Here is a 20761-nt window from a genome sequence, read left to right on the forward strand (position 1 = left end):
ACTGAGTCTGCCAACAGGGAGTCACGGGCGTTATACCCGTGGGTAACGTTTACGTCTCGAGCGTTACGCGCGGACCGCGACGTTCGCGATCGAGCGTGCCTCGGTGCTCGTCGCGAACGCGAGGAACGCGTCGTTCTCCGCGGGATCGCCGATCGTGATCCGCACGCCGTCGTCGCCGTACGGGCGCAACAGCACGCCGGCCTCGGCGCTGGCGGCCGCGAACGCCCCGGAGTGCGTGCCCAGCGGGAGGTAGACGAAGTTGGCGGCCGATTCGGGCACGTCGTACCCGGCGGCGAGCAGGGCGTCGCGCACCCGGTTCCGCTCGGCGACGACGCCGTCCGTGCGTGCCAGCAGTTCTCCGGACGCGGCCAGCGACGCGATGGCGGCGGCCTGCGCGACGGCATTGACCGCGAACGCGATGTGCACCTTGGTCAGCGCGGTGACCACCGCGGGATCGGCGACCGCGTACCCCACGCGGATGCCGGCGAGGCCGTAGGCCTTGGAGAACGTGCGCAGCACCACCACGTTGGGGCGTCCGCGGAACAGTTCGATGCCGTCGGCGTCGGACCGGTTGTACTCGAAGTAGGCCTCGTCGAGGGCCACCAGAACGCCGGCGGGGACGGCGTCGAGGAACCGCTCGAGTTCGGCCTTCGTGAGCGTGTTGCCGGTGGGGTTGTTCGGGTTGCAGACGAAGATCAGCCGGGTGCGGTCGGTGATCGCGGCCAGCATCGCGTCGAGGTCGTGACCGTAGTCGGCGGTGAGCGGAACCTTGACGGGCGTCGCCCCGGCCACCTGCGTGACCACGGGATAGGCCTCGAACGACCGCCACGCGAAAATGACCTCGTCACCGTGGTTGCACGTGGCCTGCACCAACTCCTGGCACAGGCTCACCGAACCGCAACCCGCGGCGATGTTCTCCGTGGCCACCCCGAGGTGGTCGGCGAGCGCCGCGATCAGGGCGACATGGCCGTTGTCCGGGTATCGGTTGGCGTTGCCGGCGGCCTCCGCGATGGCGTCGCGCACGCTCGGCAACGGCCCCAACGTGGTCTCGTTGCTCGCCAGCTTGATCGCGCCCGGAAAGTTCTTGCCGGGGATGTAGGCCGGAATCGTCTCGAGGTCTGCCCTGGTTCGCGGAGTCACCAGGCGATTATGCGCCTCCCGATCCACTGCGCCGACGCCCCCTTCGTGCCAAGGTAGGGGCATGTCGGGATTCTTCAGGGACAGTGCAGCCCTGCGGACGTCCGGAGACGCGCCGGAAAGCCCTCAGATGCGTGTTCCGCTCACCGCGGTCGAACCGGACGGTCCGGCGCGGGGCGGGATCGTGGTCCTGCACGAGTCGCGCACCTTCAGCGAACCTCTCCTCGATCTGATGCGCTCGCTCGCGATGGAGGGGTGGGTGACGGTAGCGCCGCACCTCTTCCACCGGGAACCGGCGCCGAGCGATGTCGAGGTGTTCGGCGACGCCCTGTTCGCCGACTTCGACGCCACCTTCGACTGGCTGATCGCGCGGGGCATCTACGCCGACTGCGTGGGCGTGCTGGGTTTCGACGACGCCGGAACCGCCGCCCTGCTGGTCGCCACCACGCGTCCCGTCGGCGCCGCCGTGAGTGTTGCCGCCCGCGGCATCGTCGAGCCGCTGTCGGAGGACGCGCCTGCGCTGGTGGACGCCGCACCCGACCTGAAGGCGCCGTGGCTCGGTCTGTACGGGGAGGACGATCCGTCTACGCCGCCCGATCAGGTCGAGCTGTTGCGCGACGCCACCGCCAAGTCGGACGTCGCGGGGCTCGTCGTGAGTTATGCGGGGCTCGCCCACCGGGCCGACGAACCGCCCCAGGTGCCCGACGGCAGGGACGACGACCCGGGCGCGCAGGCGATCGTCGACGCGCAGCGGCGGATCTTCGACTGGTTCGACAGTCACCTGCGATAAACCGGCCAGCCTTACGCTCTGACCAGCCGTTTTGCCTTTGTGGTGGAAAGGTGTGTAATCTTTCGCACCGGCGGTCCGAAGGGATCGGAACCACCCCAGGGAGGCGTGCCAGAGCGGCCGAATGGGACTCACTGCTAATGAGTTGTCCCTTTTACGAGGGACCGGAGGTTCAAATCCTCTCGCCTCCGCCACACCGGGCCTAGTCGGCCGGTGCAAGCTAGACAACTGAAGAACATGCGCCCGTAGCTCAACGGATAGAGCACTTGACTACGGATCAAGAGGTTAGGGGTTCGAATCCCTTCGGGCGCACAAAGAAACCCCGTCAACTGCAGTGATGCAGATGGCGGGGTTTCTCTTTGCCGGGCGCACTAGCAGCAGGACGTGCCCGCGGCGGCCTTCTCCCCGTCCGCAGCGGTGCCGCAGCAGGCGCCCCCCTCGGTGTCGGCGTCGAGGTGCCGGGGGCTCGACCCGAACGTGTCGGAGTCGGCGAGCACGGTGTAGACCTCCCACTTCTCGCCGGCGGGGCCGGTGACCCACACCTTGTCCTGGGTCGCGAAGCAACAGGTGGTGTCGATCTCCTCGTCGGTGAAGAGGCCTTCCCCGGTCAGCCGTGCGATCTCCTCGTGCACCCGGGCGCTCGATTCGACCTCGACGCCGAGGTGGTTGATGGTGCCGCCCTCGCCGGGATTCTCCAGCAGCACCAGCTTGAGGGGTGGCTGCGCGATGGCGAAGTTCGCGTAGCCCGGCTTCAGTTTCGCCGGTTGGGTATCGAACAGTTTCGAGTAGAACGTGACTGCTTCTTCCAGATTGTCGACATTGAGGGCGAGCTGGACGCGGGACATGACAACCTCCACCTGTGGGACATATATCGAATTGCTTGCAATCACAGACTCCCACCTTTTTGACATATGTCAAGAAGGTGGGAGGATGGAGTCATGCCCAAGACGTTGCCGGTCGTAGATGTCTCAGCGCCGATCTGCTGCGCGCCCGTCTCGGCCGCCCCGATGACCGACGAGGCCGCTCTGCACCTCGCGCTACGCCTCAAGGCGCTGGCCGACCCGGTCCGCATCAAGCTGATGTCGATCCTGCTGACCGCGCGCGGCGGCGAGGTGTGCACGTGCGATCTCGCGACCGGCGTGGGCCTGTCCGAATCGACCGTCAGTCACCATCTCGGCCAGCTCAAGAAGGCGGGAATGGTCCAGCCCGTCCGCCGTGGCATGAACGTCTTCTACAGTGCGCGGCCGGACGCCCTCGACGCACTGCGGGTGGTCCTCGACCCCAACTGCTGCACCTGACGGCGACCGGGACCGGTCACGACGTTCGCGTGCTCGATTCGAGACCGATCGTGGTGGTGGTCGAACCGAGACCGATCCGTGGCCAGCCTGCGGTGACCGCGATGAATCCCGACGTGGGTATCGCGTCCAGCCAGTAATGCGGTTCGGTGCGGTACTCGGGTGGCCCGCTCCGGCACGGCTTCGACGCCGCCGCCGGATGGTAGGGGTCGGCCTCGCCTTCGATGTCGTCGACCCGCGCCCGCACCGACAGATAGGACCACCGAGTCGAGGGATCGTCCGGGTCGGACAGCGGGCGGGTCTCGAACTGCGCCAGCTCCGCAGGCCTGCCCGTCGCGGTCAGGGCCATCCGGAGGTGGAGGCCGTCCGGGAACGCCACGACCTCGAACAGTTCGAGCGTGAGGTGGTCTTCGGCCGTGAGGAGCAGGGGACCGTGCACCCGGTGTCCTCCGGTGGTGGGTGGTGCTACTGCCGGCCAACGCGGTCTGCGCATGACCCCTATGGTCCCACCGATCCGAGTGCAGATGCAATGGTGGACAACGAAGTTCATGCCGTGTAGGGGCCGGTGCAGCCACAACCTCAGCGGGTGGGCGGGACGAACTCCGGCTGGTCGAGCAGTCGGAGCCAGGTTCCGTCCGGTTGCCTGCGGACGACCTGGGCCCGCGCGCCGGATCCGTCCGTGGGCGGGGTGGACGTGAGCGCGATGTCGTCACTGACCAGCGTGGGGAGCGGCGTCTCCGGTTCGAAGTGCGGCGCATTCGCGAGCACCGACTCCCACAGCTTCTGGATGGCTGCCCGGCCGACCGTCCGGCTGCCGGGCGGATACGCCATGACGGCGTTCTCCTCGTACAGGGCGGCGACTCCGGCCGCGTCGCCGGCATTGCTGCGCTCGACGAACAGTCGGGTGAGATCTTCGGGGTTCAGGGCCTTCTCGTAGTCGGACACGGGACTCCTTTCGTGGGTGAACTTGCTGTCACATCTCAGAATGGTTGCCCCGCAACCGGAAGTCCAACAGATAGTTTTGCTGGATACTAGAATCTTTGCTTATGGAACTGAGGCAGCTGGAGTACTTCGTCGCGGTCGCCGAAGAAGCGAACTTCACCCGTGCCGCCGAACGCGTCCACATCAGCCAATCGGGGATCAGTGCGCAGATCCGGCAGCTCGAGCACGACCTCGGCGCCACGCTGATCGACCGGTCGAGCCGGACCGCGACGCTTACGTCCGCGGGGGAGGCAGCGCTCGTGCACGCCCGCGAGGCGCTCGCGTCGGCCGAGTCGATGCGACAGGCTGTGGACGACGTCAACCAGCTGATCCGGGGCCGGCTCGTCGTCGGGATGGTCACCGCCTGCACGGTGAAGCCGCTGTTCGACGCGCTGTCCGCGTTCCACGTCGCGCACCCGGGGATCGAGATCACGCTGACCGAGGACAGTTCCGACCGCCTCGTCGAACGGGTCCGTGCCGGTGCCATCGATCTCGCTCTCGTCGGCACCGCGACCGCCCCGCCGGAAGGCCTGGACGCCTTCCCGATCATCAGCGAGGGGCTGGTCGCGGCCGTGCCACCCGGACACCCCCTGGCCGGGCGTTCGCGCGTCACCCTGGCCGAACTCGGCGACCATGCGATCGTATGTATGCCGACCGGAACGGGGATCCGGACGGTCTTCGACCAGGCGTGTGCGGCCGCAGGCCTCCGCCCCGACATCGCCCTGCAGGCGAGTGCGCCCGACGCCGTCGCCGACCTCGCGATCCGCGGGCTGGGGGTCGCGATCCTCAGCGAGTCGATGGCGACGGACTACCGAGGGCGGTTGACGGCGGTCGCACTGGACGACGTGGACATCCCGGCCGTGCTCGCGCTGGTCTGGAAGAGCCTCGCGGGTCCCGCGCTCCGCGAACTCGTCCTGCACACCCGCCGCTCCTTCGGCGAGCTGCAGACCGAACCGGCCGCCCCGGTCGGTGGCTGAACCCTCACACCACCGCGGTCATCCCCCCGTCGATGAAGATCTGACCGTTGACATACCGGGAGCCGTCCGACGCGCTCGGCCGACACCCCGTTGAGGACGATCGTGGCGCCCGCCTCGGCCAGGCCCCGCGCGAGGGCGTAGCCGATTCCCCGGCTCGAACCGGTGACCAGGGCGATGCGCCCGGACAGATCGAAGAGGTTCACAGCGCACGCACCGGGTTGGCCAGCGTGCCGATTCCGCCGAGCGTGATCTCGGCACGGTCACCCGGTTTGACTGGGCCGAGCGTGAACGGGCAACCGGTGAGCACGACGTCTCCCGGACCGAGGGTCAGATACCGGGTGAGATGGACCAGTTGCTCGGACACGTTCCAGGCCAGCTGCCGGGTGGACGCCTCGGCCACCGTCACGCCGTTGACGCGCACCGCGATCGGCACGTCCCCGGAGCCGAGATTCGTCTCGATCCACGGTCCCAGCGGGGTGAAACCGTCGCCATGTTTCGCCTGGGTGAGCTTGTCGTCCAACGCTGTCTGCTCCACCGCGGTGACGTCGTTGCCGATCGTGTATCCGAGGATCGCGGACGGGACGTCCCCGGGGCGCAGGCGGCGGCAGGTGCGGCGGATGACGACGGCCAGCTCGCCCTCGACGTTGACCTGCCCCAGCCCTTCGTCGACCACGATCGGATCCTCAGGGCCGATCACCGTGCGCGTCGACTTCATGAACGCCTGCAACGGGAGGTCGCGATCTCCGGGTGCGCCGTTGTGGGCCATCCCGAGCAGGACCCGCGGTTCGGCGGGCGCGAGCAGGCGTGCGCCGTCGAGGTCGTGTGCGGGTCCGGTGAAGGTCAGGGTATCCGCGTACGGATCCGCCACCTCGTGCCAGCGACCGTCGCGCAGGCACACCGGCCGCGGTCCCGAGTCGGTGGCGATGCGGGCCAGTCTCATGCGTCGACCCGATCCTTCGACCCGGTGGTGACGGCATCCGGTCCGTGGGCCGGGTCGGCCGTCGCGTCCCAGGCGAGCCCGAGGTCGCGGCCACGGGTTTCGGGTGTCACGAACGTGGTGGCGAACGTGATGACGCTGAGGACCAGAACGTAGATCGCGAGCGGCACCCACGAGTTGTTCAGCAGCGACAGCAGCAGTGCGCCGACGAAGGGCGCGATGCCGCCGGCGAGGATGGCGCTCGTCTCCCTGGCGACCGCGACGCCGATGTAGCGGTGGCGATTGCCGAACAACTCGGGCAGGGCCGCGCACTGCGCACCGAGCATCACGTTGACGCCGATCCCGTAGCTGACCGCGAGCGTTGCCACCACGAGAACCGGGTTGCCGAGTGAGAGCAGCCACCACGACGGGACCGCGAGGACGAGCTGCAGGGCCGCACCGAACCGGTAGACCCGCATCCGGCCGAAGCGGTCCGACAGCGCGCCCGAGATCGGGATGACGAGCATGCCGATGGCGGCGCCGCAGGCGATGGCGAGCGGTCCGATCGACTTGCTGACACCCACCACCGTCGTCACGTAGCTGATGCCGAGGGTCTGGAAGATGTACGAGCCGCCGTTCTCGGCCATCCGGAGGCCGATGCCGCGGAGCACGCTGGGCATCGAGCTGCCGATCAGCTCCCGGAACGGGCTCTCGCTGATCTGATCCTGCTTCTCCAGCTTGATGAACGTGGGGCTCTCCTGCATGCGGAGCCGGATGAACACGGCGACCGCGATGAGGAAGACGGACGCCAGGAACGGCACCCGCCACACCCAGTCGAGGAGGAGGTCACGGTCGATCTGGCCGAGGATCGCGAAGACCCCGGACGCCATCAGGGTGCCCACCATGATCCCGACGAAGGGGAGTGCGGAGAAGAATCCGCGTCGCGGGGTGGGCGAATACTCCGCCATCAGTGTCGTGGCACCGGCCTGCTCGGCGCCGGCGCCGAAGCCCTGCAGCAGTCGCAGCGCGACCAGCATGATCGGGGCCCAGATGCCGACCTGTGCGCCGGTGGGCAGGACGCCGATCAGCGTGCTCGCGCCGCCCATGATCGCGATCGTGATCATCAGGACGGCCTTGCGTCCGAGGCGGTCCCCGAGGGCGCCGAAGAACAGGCCGCCGACGGGACGGGCGAGGAAGCCGACGGCGTACGTGCCGAAACTGGCCATCAGCGCGGCGGATGCACCCATGGCGGGGAAGAACAGCTCGCCGAATATCAGCGCCGACGCCAGGCCGTACAGGGCGAAGTCGTAGTACTCGAGCGCGCTGCCGATGGAACTGGCGAGCGTCGCGCGTTTGAGGTTCGCGGCGTACTCCGGGTCGTCGGAGGCGCGCACCGGTCGGGTGGATTCACGGCCTTCCGGCATCTTCGAGTCTGCGCCTACTTGAGTCTTCGATTCTGGGGACATCTTCTGCTCCGTTGCGGGACGGGACCACGTCGAGCGCGGTCACAAACAGTTCGGTGTAGTGACCCAGGTCACTGGCGTTTCGAGGACGATACCGCGAAGACGACCATTTGTCATACATAACTGAAAGTGTTGACTGAATCACATGATTAGTGCACAGTTTTTGTTCTGAACATATGGTCAGAATCGGCCCGTATACGAAGGAATCTGCAGTGAGCGCACACGACTCGAAGCCACTCGACGGGCGACTCCGCGTCGTCGCCGCGACCCCCGTGAGCGAAGAGCTCATCAGTCTCGTCACCCGGGCGGAACCGCGCATCGACTTCATCCGCGAGCAGGATCTGCTGCCGCCCTCCCGATTCCCGGGTGATCACTCCGGCGATCCGTCGTTCACCCGGACCGCGGAGCAGCAGGAGGCCTTCGACGACCTGGTCGATTCGGCGCAAGCCCTGTACGGCGTGCCCGACGAGACTCCCGCGGCGCTGACGAGGACGGCGGGCGTCAACCCCGGGCTCCGCTGGGTGCATACGATGCCCGCGGGCGGCGGGGCCCAGGTGAAGGCGGCCGGCCTCACCGACGAGCAACTCGACCGGATCGCATTCAGTACCTCCGCCGGTGTGCACGCGGAACCGTTGGCCGAGTTCGCCGTCTTCGGCCTGCTGGCCGGCGCCAAGACCCTCCCGCGCCTCCTCGCCCAGCAGCGCGACAAGGTGTGGAGCGGTCGCTGGGCCATGGGGACCGTGTCCGGGCAGCGCATCGTCATCGTCGGGCTGGGCAGCATCGGCCGCGCGACGGCACTGAAACTGAAGGCCCTCGGCGCCACCGTCGTGGGAACGAGCAGGCGCGACACCGCGATCGAGGGAGTCGACGAGATCGTGCACCCCGACCGGCTGGCCGATGTGGTCGGGGACGCGGACGGCATCGTCGTGACGCTTCCCGGAACCAGCGCCACCGAAGGTCTTGTCAGCGCAAAGGTATTCGGCGCGGTCAAACCCGGCGTGACGGTGGTGAGCGTGGGCCGGGGAACCGTCGTCGACGAGATCGCCATGACCGCGGCGATCGAGGACGGGCGGGTCGGATTCGCCGCGCTGGACGTCTTCGCGTCCGAGCCCCTGGCGTCGGACAGCCCGCTGTGGACTCACCCGAACGTGCTGGTCAGCCCGCACACCGCAGCGTTGAATCCTGCGGAGGATCGCCTCATCGCGGAACTGTTCGCGCGCAATGCCACCCGGTTCCTCGACGGCGAGGAACTGATCAACCGCGTCGACACCGTCGAGTTCTACTGACGATTCGGCGCTGCCGGCTGGGTGTCGGCGGCGCGCCGGCGGCGTTCATCCCTCACGGATGATGTCTCGTCGTCCGGGCTCTGTGAGGCTCGAACACAGTGCTGTGTCCGAGTGTTCGAGAGACGGGGTGATGCATGCCTTCCGTGGGAGCCTCACTGTTCTGGATCGTCGCATGCGCCGTGATCGCCCCACTGCTCGCCGGGTTGTTTCCCCGGAAGCTGGTGCCCGAGGTGGTACTTCTCCTCGTCGCCGGGATCGTCATCGGCCCGCACGTCTTCGACCTGGCCGTCGAGGGCAGCGAGATCGAACTGCTGCGCGACCTGGGGCTGGGGCTGCTGTTCCTGCTGGCCGGGTACGAGATCGACACGGCCGAGATCACCGGCCGCGGCGGCAGGCGGGCCCTGCTGACGTGGCTGGTGTCACTTGCCCTGGCGTTCGCGGTGGTGACGCTGCTGAGCCTCGTCCACGTGGTCGACGCCGGAACCGCGGTGGCCATTGCCATGACGTCGACGGCGCTCGGCACGCTGCTCCCGATCCTCCGGGACGCGGGCGCACTCGACACCCGGCTGGGCAGGACGATCCTCAATCACGGCGCGTTCGGCGAACTCGGGCCCGTCGTCGCCATGGCAGTTCTGCTCGGCTCCCGCGGATCGGTGGCGTCCATCGTGGTCCTCGGACTGTTCACGGCCGCGGCGGTGCTGGTCGCGTTCATACCCGCCCGCGTGCGGCGGGAGGGTTCCCGGATCACCGCGATCATCCGGTCGGGATCGGAGACGACGTCGCAGACCACGGTCCGGCTCACCATGCTGCTTCTCGTCGCACTCACCGTGCTCGCGGCGTCGTTCGGTCTCGACACGATCCTCGGTGCCTTCGCGGCCGGGTTCATCCTGCGGCGGGCCACGCCCGAAGGTGACGAGACGCTCGAAACGAAGCTCGACGGCCTGGCGTTCGGGTTCCTGATCCCGATCTTCTTCGTGACGTCCGGGATGGCTATCGACGTCGCCGGGGTGGCGTCGGAACCCGGCGTCCTGATCGCGTTCGTCCTGCTGATCCTGCTGGTGCGGGCAGGCCCGGTCTACTTCGCCGGGAGATTCGACCGGGGCGCCGACGGCACGGATCCGCCTTTCACCGGCCGCGAACGCACCCAGCTGGCGCTGTACGCGGGAACGGGTCTGCCGCTGATCGTGGCCGTCACCGGAGTGGCCGTCGACTCCGGTGACATGACGTCCGCCAACGCCTCCGTGCTCGTCGCGGCAGGCGCGATCACCGTCCTCCTCTTCCCGCTCGCCGCGTCGCTGCTGGCGTCGGGCCCCGAACCGTCGGCCGACACGGCGAGCCCACGCGGTGACCAGAACCCCGGGAGCAGACAGTGACTCGAACCGAAACGACGCAGGCGCCGGCCCGAGCCACGCTGATCCTCGCGACCCTCATCCTCGTCGCCGCCGTCGCCAACCTGAACCTGTCCGTCGCGAACGTCGCACTCCCCGACATCGGCCGCGCCTTCGACGCGAGTCAGACGCAGCTGAACCTCGTCGCCGTCGCGTACTCCCTCGGGCTCGCCGCGTCGGTCCTGTATCTGGGGGCCCTCGGCGATCGCTACGGCCGCAAGCAGATGCTGGTGCTCGGCATGGCGCTGTCGCTGCCGGCGTCGGCGATCGCGGGATTCGCGGGTAACTTCGAAATACTTTTCCTCGCACGTGTTCTCGGCGGTGTCTCCGCCGGGCTCGCGTTCCCCACCACCCTCGCGATCATCACGGCGCTGTGGTCGGGACCGCCCCGGACCAAGGCGATCGCACTGTGGTCGGCCCTCGGTGGCGCGATCTCGTCGCTCGGGCCGATCGTGTCGGGCGCGCTGCTCGAGCACTTCCATTGGGGCTCGGTGTTCCTCGTGACCCTTCCGCTCGCCGGTCTCGCCCTCGTGGCCGCCATCCTGTGGGTGCCCGCCCACGTCAACGAGACGACCGATCCCGTCGACAATCTCGGCGGCATCATCTCCGTCGTCTTCATCGCCGCCCTCATCCTCGCGATCAATTTCGCGCCTGTGGACGGCGCCGGGGCGCTCGCCCTCGGTCTCGGGTTGATCGCCCTCGCCGCGGGAGCCGCGTTCTTCCTGCAGCAACGGCGGGCGGCGCACCCGCTGTTCGATCTGCACGTCGCCGCCCGCCCGACGTTCTGGGTGGCCGCCGTCGGCGGGGTGATCGTGTTCGGCGCGTTGATGGGTGCGATGTTCATCGGGCAGCAGTTCCTCCAGAACGTGCTCGGGTACTCCACGCTCGCCGCCGGTTCCGCGATCATCCCGGCTGCGGTCGCGATGGTCCTCGTCGCACCCCGCTCCGCGAAACTCGTCGAATCGCACGGCGCCCGGTTCACGCTGCTGCTCGGCTACCTGTTCGTCGTCCTCGGACTGCTTGTCGCGCTGGTGTGGTGGGACGAGGACGCGACCTTCTGGTGGGTGGCCCTCGCGTACGCGTTCGTCGGCATCGGGGTCGGGTTCGCGGGCACCCCGGCGTCGCGGTCGCTCACCGGTTCGGTGCCGGTGTCGCGGGCGGGCATGGCGTCCGGCACATCCGACCTGCAACGCGACCTCGGCGGCGCGATCATGCAGTCGATCCTCGGCGCGGTGCTCACCGCCGGTTACGCGAAGTCGCTGTCGGCGACGATCGCCTCGTCGCCGGACTCTAGCCAGATCACCCCGGAAACCCAAGCGGCGCTCACGAAGTCGTACTCCAGCGCCGAAGTGCTCGCGGAACGCTATCCGCAGTACGCCGAGCAGATCATCGCCGCCGCCCGCAACGCCTTCCTGGACGGCGACGATCGCGCGTACCTCGCCGCGATCCTGGTGGTGTGCGCGGGGGCCGTGGTGGTGTTCTTCTTCTTCCCGCACCGGGAGAAGGAGAAGCGGCTGCTGGCCGAATACGCGACCGAGAGAGCGCAGTAGGGCGAATGTACCGCCGGTCGCCTCAGAAGCGCCGAAAGGTACATTCGCCCGGCGGTCGCGGAGTAAATTCCCGAGAGGGGCACCTCGACGACGGGACGCACGATGACAGCTCAGGTCGTGACCAGGACGAATCGGCGACGAGGCCTCGTGGCGGCCGCCGCGGCATTGCTGCTGGTAGTGCCTGCGGCGTGCTCCGAGGACTCGTCCTCCACGGGCACCTCCGCTACCTCCACGACGACGCAGACGGGATCACCGAACGCCGGGGCGGATGCGCAGATCGACCCCGGGGTCGCGGACCGACTCGACGAGGCGATCGAGAAGACGATGTCGATGGCGGCGATTCCCGGCGCGATAGTGGGAGTGTGGGGGCCCGACGGCAACTACGTGAAGGCGTTCGGTGTCGCCGACAAGACGACGGGCGCGCCGATGGAGACCGATTTCTACCACCGAATCGGCAGTGTGACAAAGACGTTCACGGTCACCGGGGTGCTGCAACTGGTCGACGAAGACAAGGTCGCGCTCGACGACCCGATCTCGAAGTACGTGGAGGGCGTGCCGCTGGGTGATCAGATCACGCTGCGCCAGCTCGCCCGGATGCAGAGCGGGCTGGCCAACTACTCGGCCAACGAGGACTTCCAGAAGGCGTTGCTCAGCGACCCGCAGGCCGCGTTCACCCCGCAACAACTGCTGGGTTACGCGTTCGCGCAGCCCGCGACGTTCCCGCCCGGCCAGGGGTTCGAGTACTCCAACACGAACACGACCCTGCTGGGACTTGTCATCGAGAAGGTCAGCGGACTGCCGCTCCCGGAGTACGTGACGCAGAAGATCGTCCAGCCCCTGAAGATGGCGGGCACGAGCTTCCCGACCACCAACGCGTTCCCCGAACCGCACGCGCAGGGCTACACCGAGCAGACCTTGGACGACAAGGAAGCCGTGGCCACCAACTGGAATCCGTCCTGGGGATGGGCGGCGGGCGCGATGATTTCGACCCTCGACGACCTGCACATCTGGGCGCCGGCTCTCGCCACCGGCACCCTGCTGCAGCCGGCCACACAGGCGCAGCGGCTCGAGACGGTGAACGCACCGGGTCTGGCATCCGACGTGGGCTACGGCCTGGGCATCTTCGACGTCGCCGGCTGGATCGGGCACAACGGCAGCCTCCCCGGGTACCAGACTGTGTGCGTCTACCTGCCCGAGCAGGAAACCACCCTCGCGATCATGATCAACACCGACGTCCCCTATCAGGGCAGCGAACCCAGCACGGCGCTGGCGGGGGCCGTCACGGAGATCATCTCGCCGGAACACGTCTACAAGCTCAGCGCCGGAGTGCAGAATCCGGACGCGTCGTCCCCGGCCACGCCGACGCCCTCGGAGACCCCGGCAACGTCCTCGACGTCCGCCCCGCCGACCAGCTGACCCCATGTGAGTGGCAAAGCGTACGCGAGCACACTTCGCCACTCACATGCCCTCCCGCGGCGGTAGCGTGCAGGGCATGACGATTCTCGTGACGGGGGCAACCGGGAACATCGGCAGAATGCTCGTCGACCACCTGCTCGCGCGGGGTGCGACGGACGTCCGGGCCCTCACGAATCATCCTGACAAGGCGCAACTTCCGGGCTCGGTCACCGTCGTCGAGGGATACCTCCGCAGACTCGCAAGCCTGCCCGCGGCGTTCGAGGGCGTCGATTCCCTGTACCTCGCACCGACTCCCGACACCGCCCCGGACGCGCTCGCCCTGGCGAAGCAGGCCGGAGTCCGGCACGTCGTCGACCTGTCAGGCCCCCACGACGGACACTGGGGTGACGTCGCACGGGCCGTCGAGGCGTCCGGCATCGAGTGGACGCACCTGTGGCCCGGCGAGTTCATGGAGAATGCGGGAATCCTGGCACCGCAGATCGCCGCGGGAGACACCGTGCGTGAGCCGTACCCGACGGCGGCGAACGCGCCGATCGCCATGAACGACATCGCCGAGGTCGCGGCCGTCGCTCTCCTCGAGGACGGGCACGTCGGCGCGTCGTACGAACTCACCGGTCCCGAGACGATCACCCGCGCCGACCTCGTCCGAGAACTCGGCGCCGCCCTCGGCCGGAACATCGAGTACCGGCAGGTGTCGCTGGACGAGGCCGTGGACGTCCTGACACCGGCGATGGGGGAGTACGCCCGCTGGTATCTGGAAGGGATGGCGAGTCTGGTCGACGCTCCCCAGGAGGCGAACCGGCTCGTCGAGCAACTCACCGGGCGCCCCGCGACCACCTTCGCGCAGTGGGCGTCGGCGCACGTCGACGAGTTCCGCTGAGGCCGCACCGGCCGAGTCAGCGGGTCGGGGTGAGCGCGATGACGGGGATCGGCCGATCCGTCTTCTTCTGATAGTCGCTGTACCGGCCGTGGTTGATCTCGTTCATCGTCGCCCACATCCGGTCGTAATCCGGGTCGCCCGGCAGAACCTTCCGCGCCGCCACGGTGATGTGGTCGCGGCCCACCTGGATCTCGCAGGTCGGCGCGGCCAGCACGTTGTGCATCCACGCGGGCGACGTGGGCGCACCACCCTTCGACGCGACGACCAGAAAGCGTGCGCCGTCGCGGCCGTACGTCAACGCGGACGTGCGCGGCTGCCCGGACTTCCGGCCGACACTGTGTAGCAGCAGGGTCGGCATCCCGAACAGCAACCGGTGCCCCACCCATCCTCCGCTGCGTTCGTAGACGAACTGGTGCAGCTGAAGGGCTTTCACGAACAGGTCGGCCACGGCGTCCTCGTCTCGGCACTCTGGTCTCGGCACTCTGGTCTCGGCACTCGGAACAGATCGTGCCCACACAGTAGACCGTCGTCAGGCCCGGCGAACCGCGTGCAGAACGGTGACGGGCCGGCCCTCGGGGTCGCGCGCTCACGCGAGGGCGCCGCCGACACCAGGATCTCCCACTCCGCGGCGTCCAGTACGGCAGCGACCTGTTCCGGTGTGAACAGCATGTCGGGAACATTGGGCCGCCCGACGGACGTCTCCAGATCGGACGGGTGATGCCCGACGACGAGAAGCCGCCCACCTGGACGGACCGCTCCGGCCAGGCGACGGTGCAGGGCCTCGCGGGCAGATCCCGGCAGATGCATGAAATGTGCCGACACCAGATCGAATCGGCGGGCCGGCGGCTCCCACGACAGGATGTCGGCCTGCTCCCACGTCGTCCGGTCCGCGATGTCGGCGCCGGCTGCGGCGGCCCGTTCGGCGGCGCGTTCCAACGCCACCGTCGACACGTCCACTCCGGTGACGTTCCACCCGCGGGCCGCCAGCCAGATCGCGTCGGCGGCCTCACCGCTGCCCACGTCCAGGGCGCTGCCCGGGGTCACGTCCGCGACCTGCTCGACGAGATGCGGGTTGGGGTTGCCGCTCCACACCGCGGTAGTCGAGCGATAACGCTCGTCCCAGAACTCCTGGCTGAAGAAATCGGTCATGTCCGGTGCCTGCTCGTGGGTCATGCTCCCACTGTGGCCGCCGGGCCCGTCGAACCGGGAATCCGGTTGCCGGAACGGCAACCGATTACGGGCTGGGGAACGTGTAGATGCGGCAACCGCTCATGTTCGCGGCCGACACGACGCCGTCTGCACGCGCAAAATCGCCCTTCGCGGAGAGGTTGTTGGCGAGGGCGGCCTGGTCGTCGCAGAAACTCTGATCCGACGGGTTGGCTGGGGGGTTGCTGATGTAGGTGTCACCCGGTGCAGCGACGGCAAAGGTCGCCGGACCGACGAGTGGGACGGCCGCTGCTGCAAACGCAATGGAGGCCGCCGCGACGATTCGGCGGATCATCATGCTCCTCCGAAGGTGGTCCGAATGGTTACCGATGAGACCATCCTGCACTGATCCGCCGTCGGCGACCATACCCCTAGGGGTGGAAAATTCAACACCTCGACCTGCCGCCGTCAGCGAAGCAGGGGTCACTCGTCGGCCAGAGCTTCCTGGACCCTGTTCGCGGCGACCACCGGATTCTCGTGCTCCCAGATCCGCACCACCGTCCACCCGGCGTCGGTCAGCCTCGTGTCGGTGTCACGATCGCGGGTGACGTTCCCGGCGAGCTTCTCGGCCCACCACTGCGCGTTGTTCTTCGGGAACGTGGCGTGCTGCGGGCAGCTGTGCCAGAAGCACCCGTCCACGTACACGGCCACCTTCCGTCGCGGAAACACCAGGTCGGCGCGCCGCCGGACGCCCTTCATCGGCGCCCGGTCCACGTAGTACCGGACCCCGCGCCGGTGCAGTTCCCGGCGCAGTGCGAGTTCGGGTGCGGTGTCGCGACGCCGCTGCGCCCGCATCCGGGCACTGGTCGCGGGATCGGTGGCGGGCATCGCGGGTCCGTCCGCTACGCGGCGGCCTCGGGGAAGCCGCCCATGCGGTCGAGGTGGCTCTCGACGTCGTCGATGAACCCGGGAACGAAACGCAGATTGCCCATCCGCGCCCGCTTCAGGAAGCCGGCGGTCGCGCGCGCAGACAGCAGCCGGGTGTCCTCCAGGAATCCGCTGAGATCCTCGTACGGCTCCTGCACCGGCCACGTCGAGGTGTGCACCCGGAAGGCCTGACGATTGCTGCCCCACGCCGCCACCGGCCACGCGTCGCCGGGCTTCATCGGCGTCTCGATGCCCCGCTCGTAGTCCGCCGGCTCGAGCAGACGCCGACCGACCCACGACGCCATCCGCACACTCACCGCGTTGCCGACGAGCTTCCACCGATGACTGTTCCGCAGCCCGGGGACCAGCGCGGCGGGCGCCGTCCAGTCGGGGTCGAAGCCCTGCAGGCGTTCGGCGTCGACGAGTCCGGGCGTCACGATCTCGCCCGACGGCAGTCGCACGGCGGGCGGGCTCGCGATACCGACGGACGAACCGCCCTTCAGCGTGGGGACCGCGTTGACCGCCCACCCGAGACCGCGGGTGCCCTCGGTCCAATAGAAACCGCACGGGAAGTCGGCATGGTCGTCGACGGGGCGTTCTCCGGCGTCCTCACCGAACAGCACCGCGCGGGGGTCCTCGGTGCGCGAGGCGAGCATCAGGACCCGCTGACGGCGCTGGGGGAGCCCGAACGCGCGCGCATCGACCACCCGGTACGCCCACGTGTAGCCGAGGTCCTCGAGGGCGTCCGTGATATGCCTCATAGCAGCCCCGCGACCCAGTTGCAGCATGAACGGCACGTTCTCGATCAGGAGCCAGCGCGGACCCTTCTTCCGCTTCACCAAGCGGAAGACCTCGTCGACGAGGCCGGAACGGGAACCCGTGATACCGGCGGTCCGGCCGGCCTGGGAGAGGTCCTGGCAGGGGAATCCCGCGGCGACGAGTTCGATGTCCTGGGGGAGGGAACGCAGCTTGGTGACGTCGGAATGCACAGGGACGTCGGTGAATCGGGTACGCAGAACCGCCTGGGCGCCCGGGTCGATCTCACAGAGCAGTTCGGTGTTCCAGCCGTGCTCTCTCAGACCCAACTCGAGCCCGCCGATACCGGCGAACAGGCCCACCATGCTCCCGGTTGACGTCACGGCACCCTTCCTCACGAACCAGTCACCCGAGAACGTTACTCGAGATCTGTGCCCGCTTTGACCAACGACCCGTGAGTACTTATTAACGGCGGGCGGTTAATAAGTACTCACGGGTGGCGAAGCCACATAGACTTCCAGTAGGTGGGAGCACAGGGAGGCGCCATGATCTCGGGTTTCCGGATCTCGGGTTTCCGGAACCGGCCGCACCTCCTGCGCGACGCCCAGGGCAGCGGCCTCGTCGAAGCGTTCGTCATCATCGGGATCGTCACGATCCTGCTCACCCGCGCCTACCTTCATCTCACCGGTTATCCGCAGGTCGGGGGTTCCTCGCTGCACATCGCGCACGTCCTGTGGGGCGGACTCGGCATGGTCGTGGCGCTGGTGACCGTGTTCTCGTTCCTGGGGATGAAACCGCGCGTCCTGGGCGTCGTGATCGGCGGCATCGGGTTCGGGTTGTTCCTCGACGAGATCGGCAAGTTCGTCACCAAGTCCAACGACTACTTCTATCGGCCGTCCGTCGCGATCATGTACGTGGTGATCGTCGTGTTGCTGCTGGTCAACCGGTCGCTGCACGACGTCCGGCCGCCGACCCCGACGGAGGACGTCGCCAACGCCGCCGCCATCGCGCTGGGCGGCCTGGATCGCGGGCTGGACCGCGCACGCCGGGAGCAGGCGCTGGCGCAGCTGCGCCGGGCGGCCGCCGCCGGCGCGGACGAGGCGACGCTGACGTCGGTCCGGGATCTGCTCGCCCACTGCCCGGACCGGAACGGCCGGGCCGTGCCCACGGCCCGGGAGCTGGCCCGCCGCGCGACCCCCGCCTTCGCGAAGGGTCCCGGGATGCTCTGGACGGCGGCCGTGCTCCTCACCCTGTTCTCCACCCTGGGACTGCTCAGTGCGGTGATCACGCTCGACGACGACCTCCGCGGCGACGAGGGAACGGACATCACGACGGTCGGCCAGCTCACCGGGTCCGCGATCGCGTTCGTCCTGTGCTGGTCGGCCATCGTGCGACTGCGGAACGGGAAGCTGTGGCCGTTGCAGTTCCTGCGGGCCGCGGCGCTGGTCACGGTGCTGCTCACCGAGGTGTTCGACTTCGTCGCCCAGGAGTTCGGGGCGCTGTTGAACGTGGCGGTCGGACTCGGCGCCCTCGTCGTCTTCTCGTCGCGCATCGCGGTCACGGAACGAGCCCGGGCACTGAGTCTCGGCAACTCTGCTGCAACGAAACTCGGCCCGTTGCCACCCCGGGAGCCGTCGTCGCTTACCGTAGACAGGTGAGCATCCAAGCCTCCGGTGCCTCGACCTGGCCCGCAGTACTGACGTGGCGGGCGGACAACGCACCCCGAATGGAATCGGTGCGCGTCCAGCTCAACGGTGACCGCATCAAGGCAGCAGGCCGGATCATCGGCGGCGAGTGCCCTGAGCATCCGGCGTTCAGCGCGTCCTACGACCTCGTCACGGACGAAAGCGGCGTCACCCGCCGGCTGTCGCTGCGGACGTCCGTTGCGGCCGGTGAACGGCAGATGTCGATCAGCCGGGACGAAGAGGGCACGTGGATGGTGGAGCACGGCGCCAACCACCAGCGGTCCACGTTCGACGGCGCCCTCGACGTCGACATGGTGCTCAGCCCGTTCTTCAACGCCCTGCCCATCCGGCGGTACGGACTGCACCTCGGGTCCGAGGACGTCGAGGTACCCGTTGTCTACGTGAACCTCCTGGACCTGCGGGTCGAGGGCGCGATCCTCACCTACAGCAGTGGTCCGGACGGCATCCACGTGCTGTCGCCGGTGTCGAGTTCCTCGGTGACCGTCGACCGCGACGGGTTCATCATCGACTACCCGGGCCTGGCCGAACGGATTTAGGCGCTCCGCACCCGTGCGCCTTTTTGGTAGCTCCGGCAACCAGAAAGGCTCACAGGCGGCGGAGCCGCCCTCCCCGCCGACCCGCATCACGCATGTCGTCGATCCAGCCTGCGCGGCCGGGAACGATGCCGGTGATTTCCCACGTCTCCTGGTTGTCGTATGTCAGGCGAGCGGTGTGACCGGCCTCGACGAGTGTCGCGGCCGACGACTGGTCCGCCAGTTCGGTCCGCGCGTCCTGCAGCAGTGCCAGCGCCTCGTCCAGGGCAATCAGCAGGGCGTCCCGGTTGCCCTCGCACATGGCCCGGACGAGTCCGGGCGCGCTGCCGGCCACGCGGGTGCCGTCGCGGAACGAGCCGGCCGCCAGGCCCAGGGCGAGCGGTCCGCCGCGGGCACCGGTGATTGCGAGGGTCTCGGCCAGTAGGTGCGGCAGGTGCGAGATGCGCGCGACCGCCCGGTCGTGTTCGGCGGACTCGGCGGGCACGACGACGGAACCGCAGTCCAACGCGAGTTGCGCGACCTGCGTCCAGATGGCGGGGTCGACGCCGTCGTCGGTGCCGACCACCCACACGGCTTCCCGGAACAGGTCGGCGCTGCCGACGCTCCACCCGGACGCCGACGTTCCCGCCATGGGGTGCCCGCCCACGTAGCGGTCGGCGAGGCCCTGACGGGCTGCCGCCGCCGCGACCTCCGCCTTGACGCTGACGACGTCGGTGATCGAGCAGTTCGGTGCGTACAGGGCGATCGCGGTGAGGGTGGCGGCGACGGCGGGCACGGGGACCGCGATCACGATCAGCGCCGACGCGGCCGACGCACGCTGGAGCACCGCGACCAGATCGGTGTCGGCGTCGAAACCGTCCGCCCGGGCGGCGTCGACGGACGGCGCGGATCGGTTGTGACCCCACGCCTCGCGGCCCGCCCGGACCGCCGCACGCAGCAGTGAACCGCCGATCAAGCCCAGGCCGAGCACGCACACCGGAGGTGCGGAAGGGGTATCAGACACCCGAACAGGTTGGCACATTCGAGTGCGGACTTCATTTACCGGCACCCCGCGGGCTACCGTTGCGCTCATGGGTGCACAGCGCGCGGAAAACAACAGCGCCTCCTCGGATCGGGCAGAGGATCTGGAGGGCTTCGGTGTCGCGGTAGTACACGAGGACGGCCGGTGGAAGGTCAAGGCCCTCACTTCGGCTGCTCTGACCAGTCTCAGCGTCGCGGAGGAGGAGCTTCGGGCCCTTCGTAGCGCGGGCGCGTTCTTCGGTCTGCTGGACGTGGACGACGAATTTTTCGTCGTGCTCCGGCCTGCGCCGTCGGGAACGCGTCTGCTGCTGTCCGACGCCACCGCGGCCCTCGACTACGACATCGCCGCCGACGTCCTCGAGGCGCTCAACGTCGAGGTCCCGGACATCGACCCGGACGAACTCGACGACATCGAGCCGTGGGAGGAAGGCGACCTGTCGTTGCTCGCGGACCTCGGTCTGCCCGAACCCGTTCTGGCTGTCATCACGTCCGAGACGGACCTGTATCCCGACGAGCAGCTCGGGATGATCGCGCAGCGGCTCGGGTTCACCACGGAGCTGGCCGGGGTTCTCGACACGCTTCCCCGGTAGTTCCACG

23 protein-coding genes, 2 tRNA genes and 1 pseudogene are annotated in these 20761 nt (G+C 68.5%); 13 read left to right on the top strand and 13 right to left on the bottom strand.

The features are described 5' to 3' along the window. Positions 1-63: 63 nt before the first annotated feature. Entirely contained in the window at positions 64-1140 is a 1077-nt protein-coding gene (hisC, locus tag HGB39_RS04895; RefSeq protein WP_043791153.1) for a histidinol-phosphate transaminase, read from the bottom strand. Positions 1141-1201: 61 nt separating this feature from the next. On the opposite strand from hisC, the gene HGB39_RS04900 reads away from it, so the two are divergent. The 3 genes from HGB39_RS04900 (at position 1202) to HGB39_RS04910 (ending at position 2236) form a co-directional block, all read left to right on the top strand. Then, positions 1202-1927 (top strand): dienelactone hydrolase family protein, encoded by a 726-nt coding sequence (locus HGB39_RS04900; protein ID WP_005253270.1) that lies wholly within the window; start codon positions 1202-1204, stop codon positions 1925-1927. A gap of 99 nt (positions 1928-2026) precedes the next feature. Further along, positions 2027-2118 (top strand) — tRNA-Ser (locus HGB39_RS04905). 45 nt (positions 2119-2163) lie between these two features. Further along, positions 2164-2236 (top strand) — tRNA-Arg (locus tag HGB39_RS04910). Between the two features lie 59 nt (positions 2237-2295). Here HGB39_RS04910 and HGB39_RS04915 read toward each other — a convergent pair. Beyond that, positions 2296-2769 carry an ArsI/CadI family heavy metal resistance metalloenzyme gene (locus HGB39_RS04915; RefSeq protein ID WP_005561237.1) on the bottom strand — a complete coding sequence of 158 codons (474 nt, stop codon included), beginning with the start codon at positions 2767-2769 and terminating at the stop codon, positions 2296-2298. Positions 2770-2862: 93 nt separating this feature from the next. Between HGB39_RS04915 and HGB39_RS04920 the strand changes: the two genes are divergently transcribed. After that, positions 2863-3222 carry an Rv2640c family ArsR-like transcriptional regulator gene (locus tag HGB39_RS04920; protein ID WP_005561235.1) on the top strand — a complete coding sequence of 120 codons (360 nt, stop codon included), beginning with the start codon at positions 2863-2865 and terminating at the stop codon, positions 3220-3222. A 16-nt stretch (positions 3223-3238) separates the two neighbouring features. Here HGB39_RS04920 and HGB39_RS04925 read toward each other — a convergent pair whose 3' ends face one another. Together HGB39_RS04925 and HGB39_RS04930 are read right to left on the bottom strand one after the other, a co-directional pair. Continuing rightward, complete coding sequence (locus HGB39_RS04925; protein ID WP_050998641.1) at positions 3239-3712, bottom strand: hypothetical protein; 474 nt, start codon at positions 3710-3712, stop codon at positions 3239-3241. An 86-nt stretch (positions 3713-3798) separates the two neighbouring features. Further along, the gene (locus HGB39_RS04930) at positions 3799-4164 is read right to left on the bottom strand and encodes a YybH family protein (RefSeq protein WP_005253274.1); all 366 of its coding nucleotides are present in this window, start codon (positions 4162-4164) and stop codon (positions 3799-3801) included. A gap of 101 nt (positions 4165-4265) precedes the next feature. On the opposite strand from HGB39_RS04930, the gene HGB39_RS04935 reads away from it, so the two are divergent. Continuing rightward, on the top strand, positions 4266-5177 hold the full coding sequence (locus HGB39_RS04935) for a LysR family transcriptional regulator (protein WP_005561233.1): 912 nt from the start codon (positions 4266-4268) through the stop codon (positions 5175-5177). A gap of 62 nt (positions 5178-5239) precedes the next feature. On the opposite strand, the pseudogene HGB39_RS04940 reads toward HGB39_RS04935, so the two are convergent. From HGB39_RS04940 to HGB39_RS04950, 3 genes and pseudogenes are all read right to left on the bottom strand, one after another. Further along, positions 5240-5380: pseudogene (locus HGB39_RS04940) on the bottom strand (SDR family NAD(P)-dependent oxidoreductase); the annotation flags it as partial. Then, on the bottom strand, positions 5377-6117 hold the full coding sequence (locus tag HGB39_RS04945) for a fumarylacetoacetate hydrolase family protein (protein WP_005561231.1): 741 nt from the start codon (positions 6115-6117) through the stop codon (positions 5377-5379). The gene HGB39_RS04945 and the pseudogene HGB39_RS04940, both read right to left, overlap by 4 nt. Beyond that, positions 6114-7559 (bottom strand): MFS transporter, encoded by a 1446-nt coding sequence (locus HGB39_RS04950; RefSeq protein WP_376744838.1) that lies wholly within the window; start codon positions 7557-7559, stop codon positions 6114-6116. Before HGB39_RS04950 ends, HGB39_RS04945 begins: the two co-directional genes overlap by 4 nt. Positions 7560-7768: 209 nt before the next feature. Between HGB39_RS04950 and HGB39_RS04955 the strand changes: the two genes are divergently transcribed. The 5 genes from HGB39_RS04955 to HGB39_RS04975 all read left to right on the top strand — a co-directional run bounded on the left by HGB39_RS04955 (position 7769) and on the right by HGB39_RS04975 (position 14076). Beyond that, on the top strand, positions 7769-8842 hold the full coding sequence (locus HGB39_RS04955) for a D-2-hydroxyacid dehydrogenase (RefSeq protein ID WP_005561228.1): 1074 nt from the start codon (positions 7769-7771) through the stop codon (positions 8840-8842). A 134-nt stretch (positions 8843-8976) separates the two neighbouring features. After that, positions 8977-10215 (top strand): cation:proton antiporter, encoded by a 1239-nt coding sequence (locus tag HGB39_RS04960; protein ID WP_005561226.1) that lies wholly within the window; start codon positions 8977-8979, stop codon positions 10213-10215. Further along, a complete protein-coding gene (locus tag HGB39_RS04965) occupies positions 10212-11780 on the top strand; it encodes an MFS transporter (protein WP_005561224.1) in 1569 nt (522 codons plus the stop codon). The genes HGB39_RS04960 and HGB39_RS04965 overlap by 4 nt, the downstream gene beginning before the upstream one ends. A gap of 102 nt (positions 11781-11882) precedes the next feature. Then, positions 11883-13196 (top strand): serine hydrolase domain-containing protein, encoded by a 1314-nt coding sequence (locus HGB39_RS04970; RefSeq protein ID WP_037202823.1) that lies wholly within the window; start codon positions 11883-11885, stop codon positions 13194-13196. Positions 13197-13272: 76 nt separating this feature from the next. Further along, positions 13273-14076, top strand: coding sequence for an NAD(P)H-binding protein (locus HGB39_RS04975; RefSeq protein ID WP_005561223.1), 804 nt, complete (start codon positions 13273-13275; stop codon positions 14074-14076). 16 nt (positions 14077-14092) lie between these two features. Here HGB39_RS04975 and HGB39_RS04980 read toward each other — a convergent pair whose 3' ends face one another. The 5 genes from HGB39_RS04980 to HGB39_RS05000 form a co-directional block, all read right to left on the bottom strand. Beyond that, positions 14093-14524, bottom strand: a complete 432-nt coding sequence (locus tag HGB39_RS04980; RefSeq protein ID WP_005561222.1) for a nitroreductase family deazaflavin-dependent oxidoreductase — start codon at positions 14522-14524, stop codon at positions 14093-14095. Beyond that, entirely contained in the window at positions 14506-15249 is a 744-nt protein-coding gene (locus tag HGB39_RS04985; protein ID WP_247607362.1) for a class I SAM-dependent methyltransferase, read from the bottom strand. The genes HGB39_RS04980 and HGB39_RS04985 overlap by 19 nt, the downstream gene beginning before the upstream one ends. 61 nt (positions 15250-15310) lie before the next feature. Further along, the gene (locus tag HGB39_RS04990) at positions 15311-15580 is read right to left on the bottom strand and encodes a hypothetical protein (protein ID WP_037202863.1); all 270 of its coding nucleotides are present in this window, start codon (positions 15578-15580) and stop codon (positions 15311-15313) included. A gap of 125 nt (positions 15581-15705) precedes the next feature. Next, positions 15706-16110 carry a very short patch repair endonuclease gene (locus HGB39_RS04995; RefSeq protein WP_005561220.1) on the bottom strand — a complete coding sequence of 135 codons (405 nt, stop codon included), beginning with the start codon at positions 16108-16110 and terminating at the stop codon, positions 15706-15708. A 14-nt stretch (positions 16111-16124) separates the two neighbouring features. Next, positions 16125-17270 carry a DNA cytosine methyltransferase gene (locus HGB39_RS05000; RefSeq protein ID WP_005561219.1) on the bottom strand — a complete coding sequence of 382 codons (1146 nt, stop codon included), beginning with the start codon at positions 17268-17270 and terminating at the stop codon, positions 16125-16127. Positions 17271-17450: 180 nt separating this feature from the next. Between HGB39_RS05000 and HGB39_RS05005 the strand changes: the two genes are divergently transcribed. Together HGB39_RS05005 and HGB39_RS05010 are read left to right on the top strand one after the other, a co-directional pair. Continuing rightward, complete coding sequence (locus tag HGB39_RS05005; protein WP_005561218.1) at positions 17451-18563, top strand: hypothetical protein; 1113 nt, start codon at positions 17451-17453, stop codon at positions 18561-18563. Continuing rightward, a complete protein-coding gene (locus tag HGB39_RS05010) occupies positions 18560-19147 on the top strand; it encodes a putative glycolipid-binding domain-containing protein (RefSeq protein ID WP_005248751.1) in 588 nt (195 codons plus the stop codon). Before HGB39_RS05005 ends, HGB39_RS05010 begins: the two co-directional genes overlap by 4 nt. A gap of 49 nt (positions 19148-19196) precedes the next feature. Here the strand turns inward: HGB39_RS05010 and HGB39_RS05015 are convergent, their stop codons facing one another. Continuing rightward, positions 19197-20165, bottom strand: coding sequence for a prephenate dehydrogenase (locus HGB39_RS05015; protein ID WP_037202828.1), 969 nt, complete (start codon positions 20163-20165; stop codon positions 19197-19199). A gap of 49 nt (positions 20166-20214) precedes the next feature. On the opposite strand from HGB39_RS05015, the gene HGB39_RS05020 reads away from it, so the two are divergent. Next, positions 20215-20754: a tRNA adenosine deaminase-associated protein gene (locus tag HGB39_RS05020; protein ID WP_005561215.1), complete on the top strand. Its 540-nt coding sequence runs from the start codon at positions 20215-20217 to the stop codon at positions 20752-20754. Positions 20755-20761 lie beyond the last annotated feature (7 nt).

Source organism: Rhodococcus opacus (genome assembly GCF_012396235.1).
In the GTDB taxonomy this organism is placed as follows: Bacteria; Actinomycetota; Actinomycetes; order Mycobacteriales; family Mycobacteriaceae; genus Rhodococcus_F; species Rhodococcus_F opacus.

Bases quoted from the DNA above. Each gene is read 5' to 3' on its own strand.
- HGB39_RS04935 (WP_005561233.1), top strand. From the start codon at position 4,266: ATGGAACTGAGGCAGCTGGAGTACTTCGTCGCGGTCGCCGAAGAAGCG.
- HGB39_RS04990 (WP_037202863.1), bottom strand. From the start codon at position 15,580: ATGATGATCCGCCGAATCGTCGCGGCGGCCTCCATTGCGTTTGCAGCA.
- HGB39_RS04985 (WP_247607362.1), bottom strand. From the start codon at position 15,249: ATGACCCACGAGCAGGCACCGGACATGACCGATTTCTTCAGCCAGGAG.
- HGB39_RS04960 (WP_005561226.1), top strand. From the start codon at position 8,977: ATGCCTTCCGTGGGAGCCTCACTGTTCTGGATCGTCGCATGCGCCGTG.
- HGB39_RS04900 (WP_005253270.1), top strand. From the start codon at position 1,202: ATGTCGGGATTCTTCAGGGACAGTGCAGCCCTGCGGACGTCCGGAGAC.
- HGB39_RS05005 (WP_005561218.1), top strand. From the start codon at position 17,451: ATGATCTCGGGTTTCCGGATCTCGGGTTTCCGGAACCGGCCGCACCTC.
- HGB39_RS04945 (WP_005561231.1), bottom strand. From the start codon at position 6,117: ATGAGACTGGCCCGCATCGCCACCGACTCGGGACCGCGGCCGGTGTGC.
- HGB39_RS05000 (WP_005561219.1), bottom strand. From the start codon at position 17,270: ATGGTGGGCCTGTTCGCCGGTATCGGCGGGCTCGAGTTGGGTCTGAGA.
- HGB39_RS04920 (WP_005561235.1), top strand. From the start codon at position 2,863: ATGCCCAAGACGTTGCCGGTCGTAGATGTCTCAGCGCCGATCTGCTGC.
- HGB39_RS04995 (WP_005561220.1), bottom strand. From the start codon at position 16,110: ATGCCCGCCACCGATCCCGCGACCAGTGCCCGGATGCGGGCGCAGCGG.
- HGB39_RS04915 (WP_005561237.1), bottom strand. From the start codon at position 2,769: ATGTCCCGCGTCCAGCTCGCCCTCAATGTCGACAATCTGGAAGAAGCA.
- HGB39_RS04970 (WP_037202823.1), top strand. From the start codon at position 11,883: ATGACAGCTCAGGTCGTGACCAGGACGAATCGGCGACGAGGCCTCGTG.
- HGB39_RS05020 (WP_005561215.1), top strand. From the start codon at position 20,215: ATGGGTGCACAGCGCGCGGAAAACAACAGCGCCTCCTCGGATCGGGCA.
- HGB39_RS04950 (WP_376744838.1), bottom strand. From the start codon at position 7,559: ATGTCCCCAGAATCGAAGACTCAAGTAGGCGCAGACTCGAAGATGCCG.
- HGB39_RS04975 (WP_005561223.1), top strand. From the start codon at position 13,273: ATGACGATTCTCGTGACGGGGGCAACCGGGAACATCGGCAGAATGCTC.
- HGB39_RS04925 (WP_050998641.1), bottom strand. From the start codon at position 3,712: ATGCGCAGACCGCGTTGGCCGGCAGTAGCACCACCCACCACCGGAGGA.
- HGB39_RS05015 (WP_037202828.1), bottom strand. From the start codon at position 20,165: ATGTGCCAACCTGTTCGGGTGTCTGATACCCCTTCCGCACCTCCGGTG.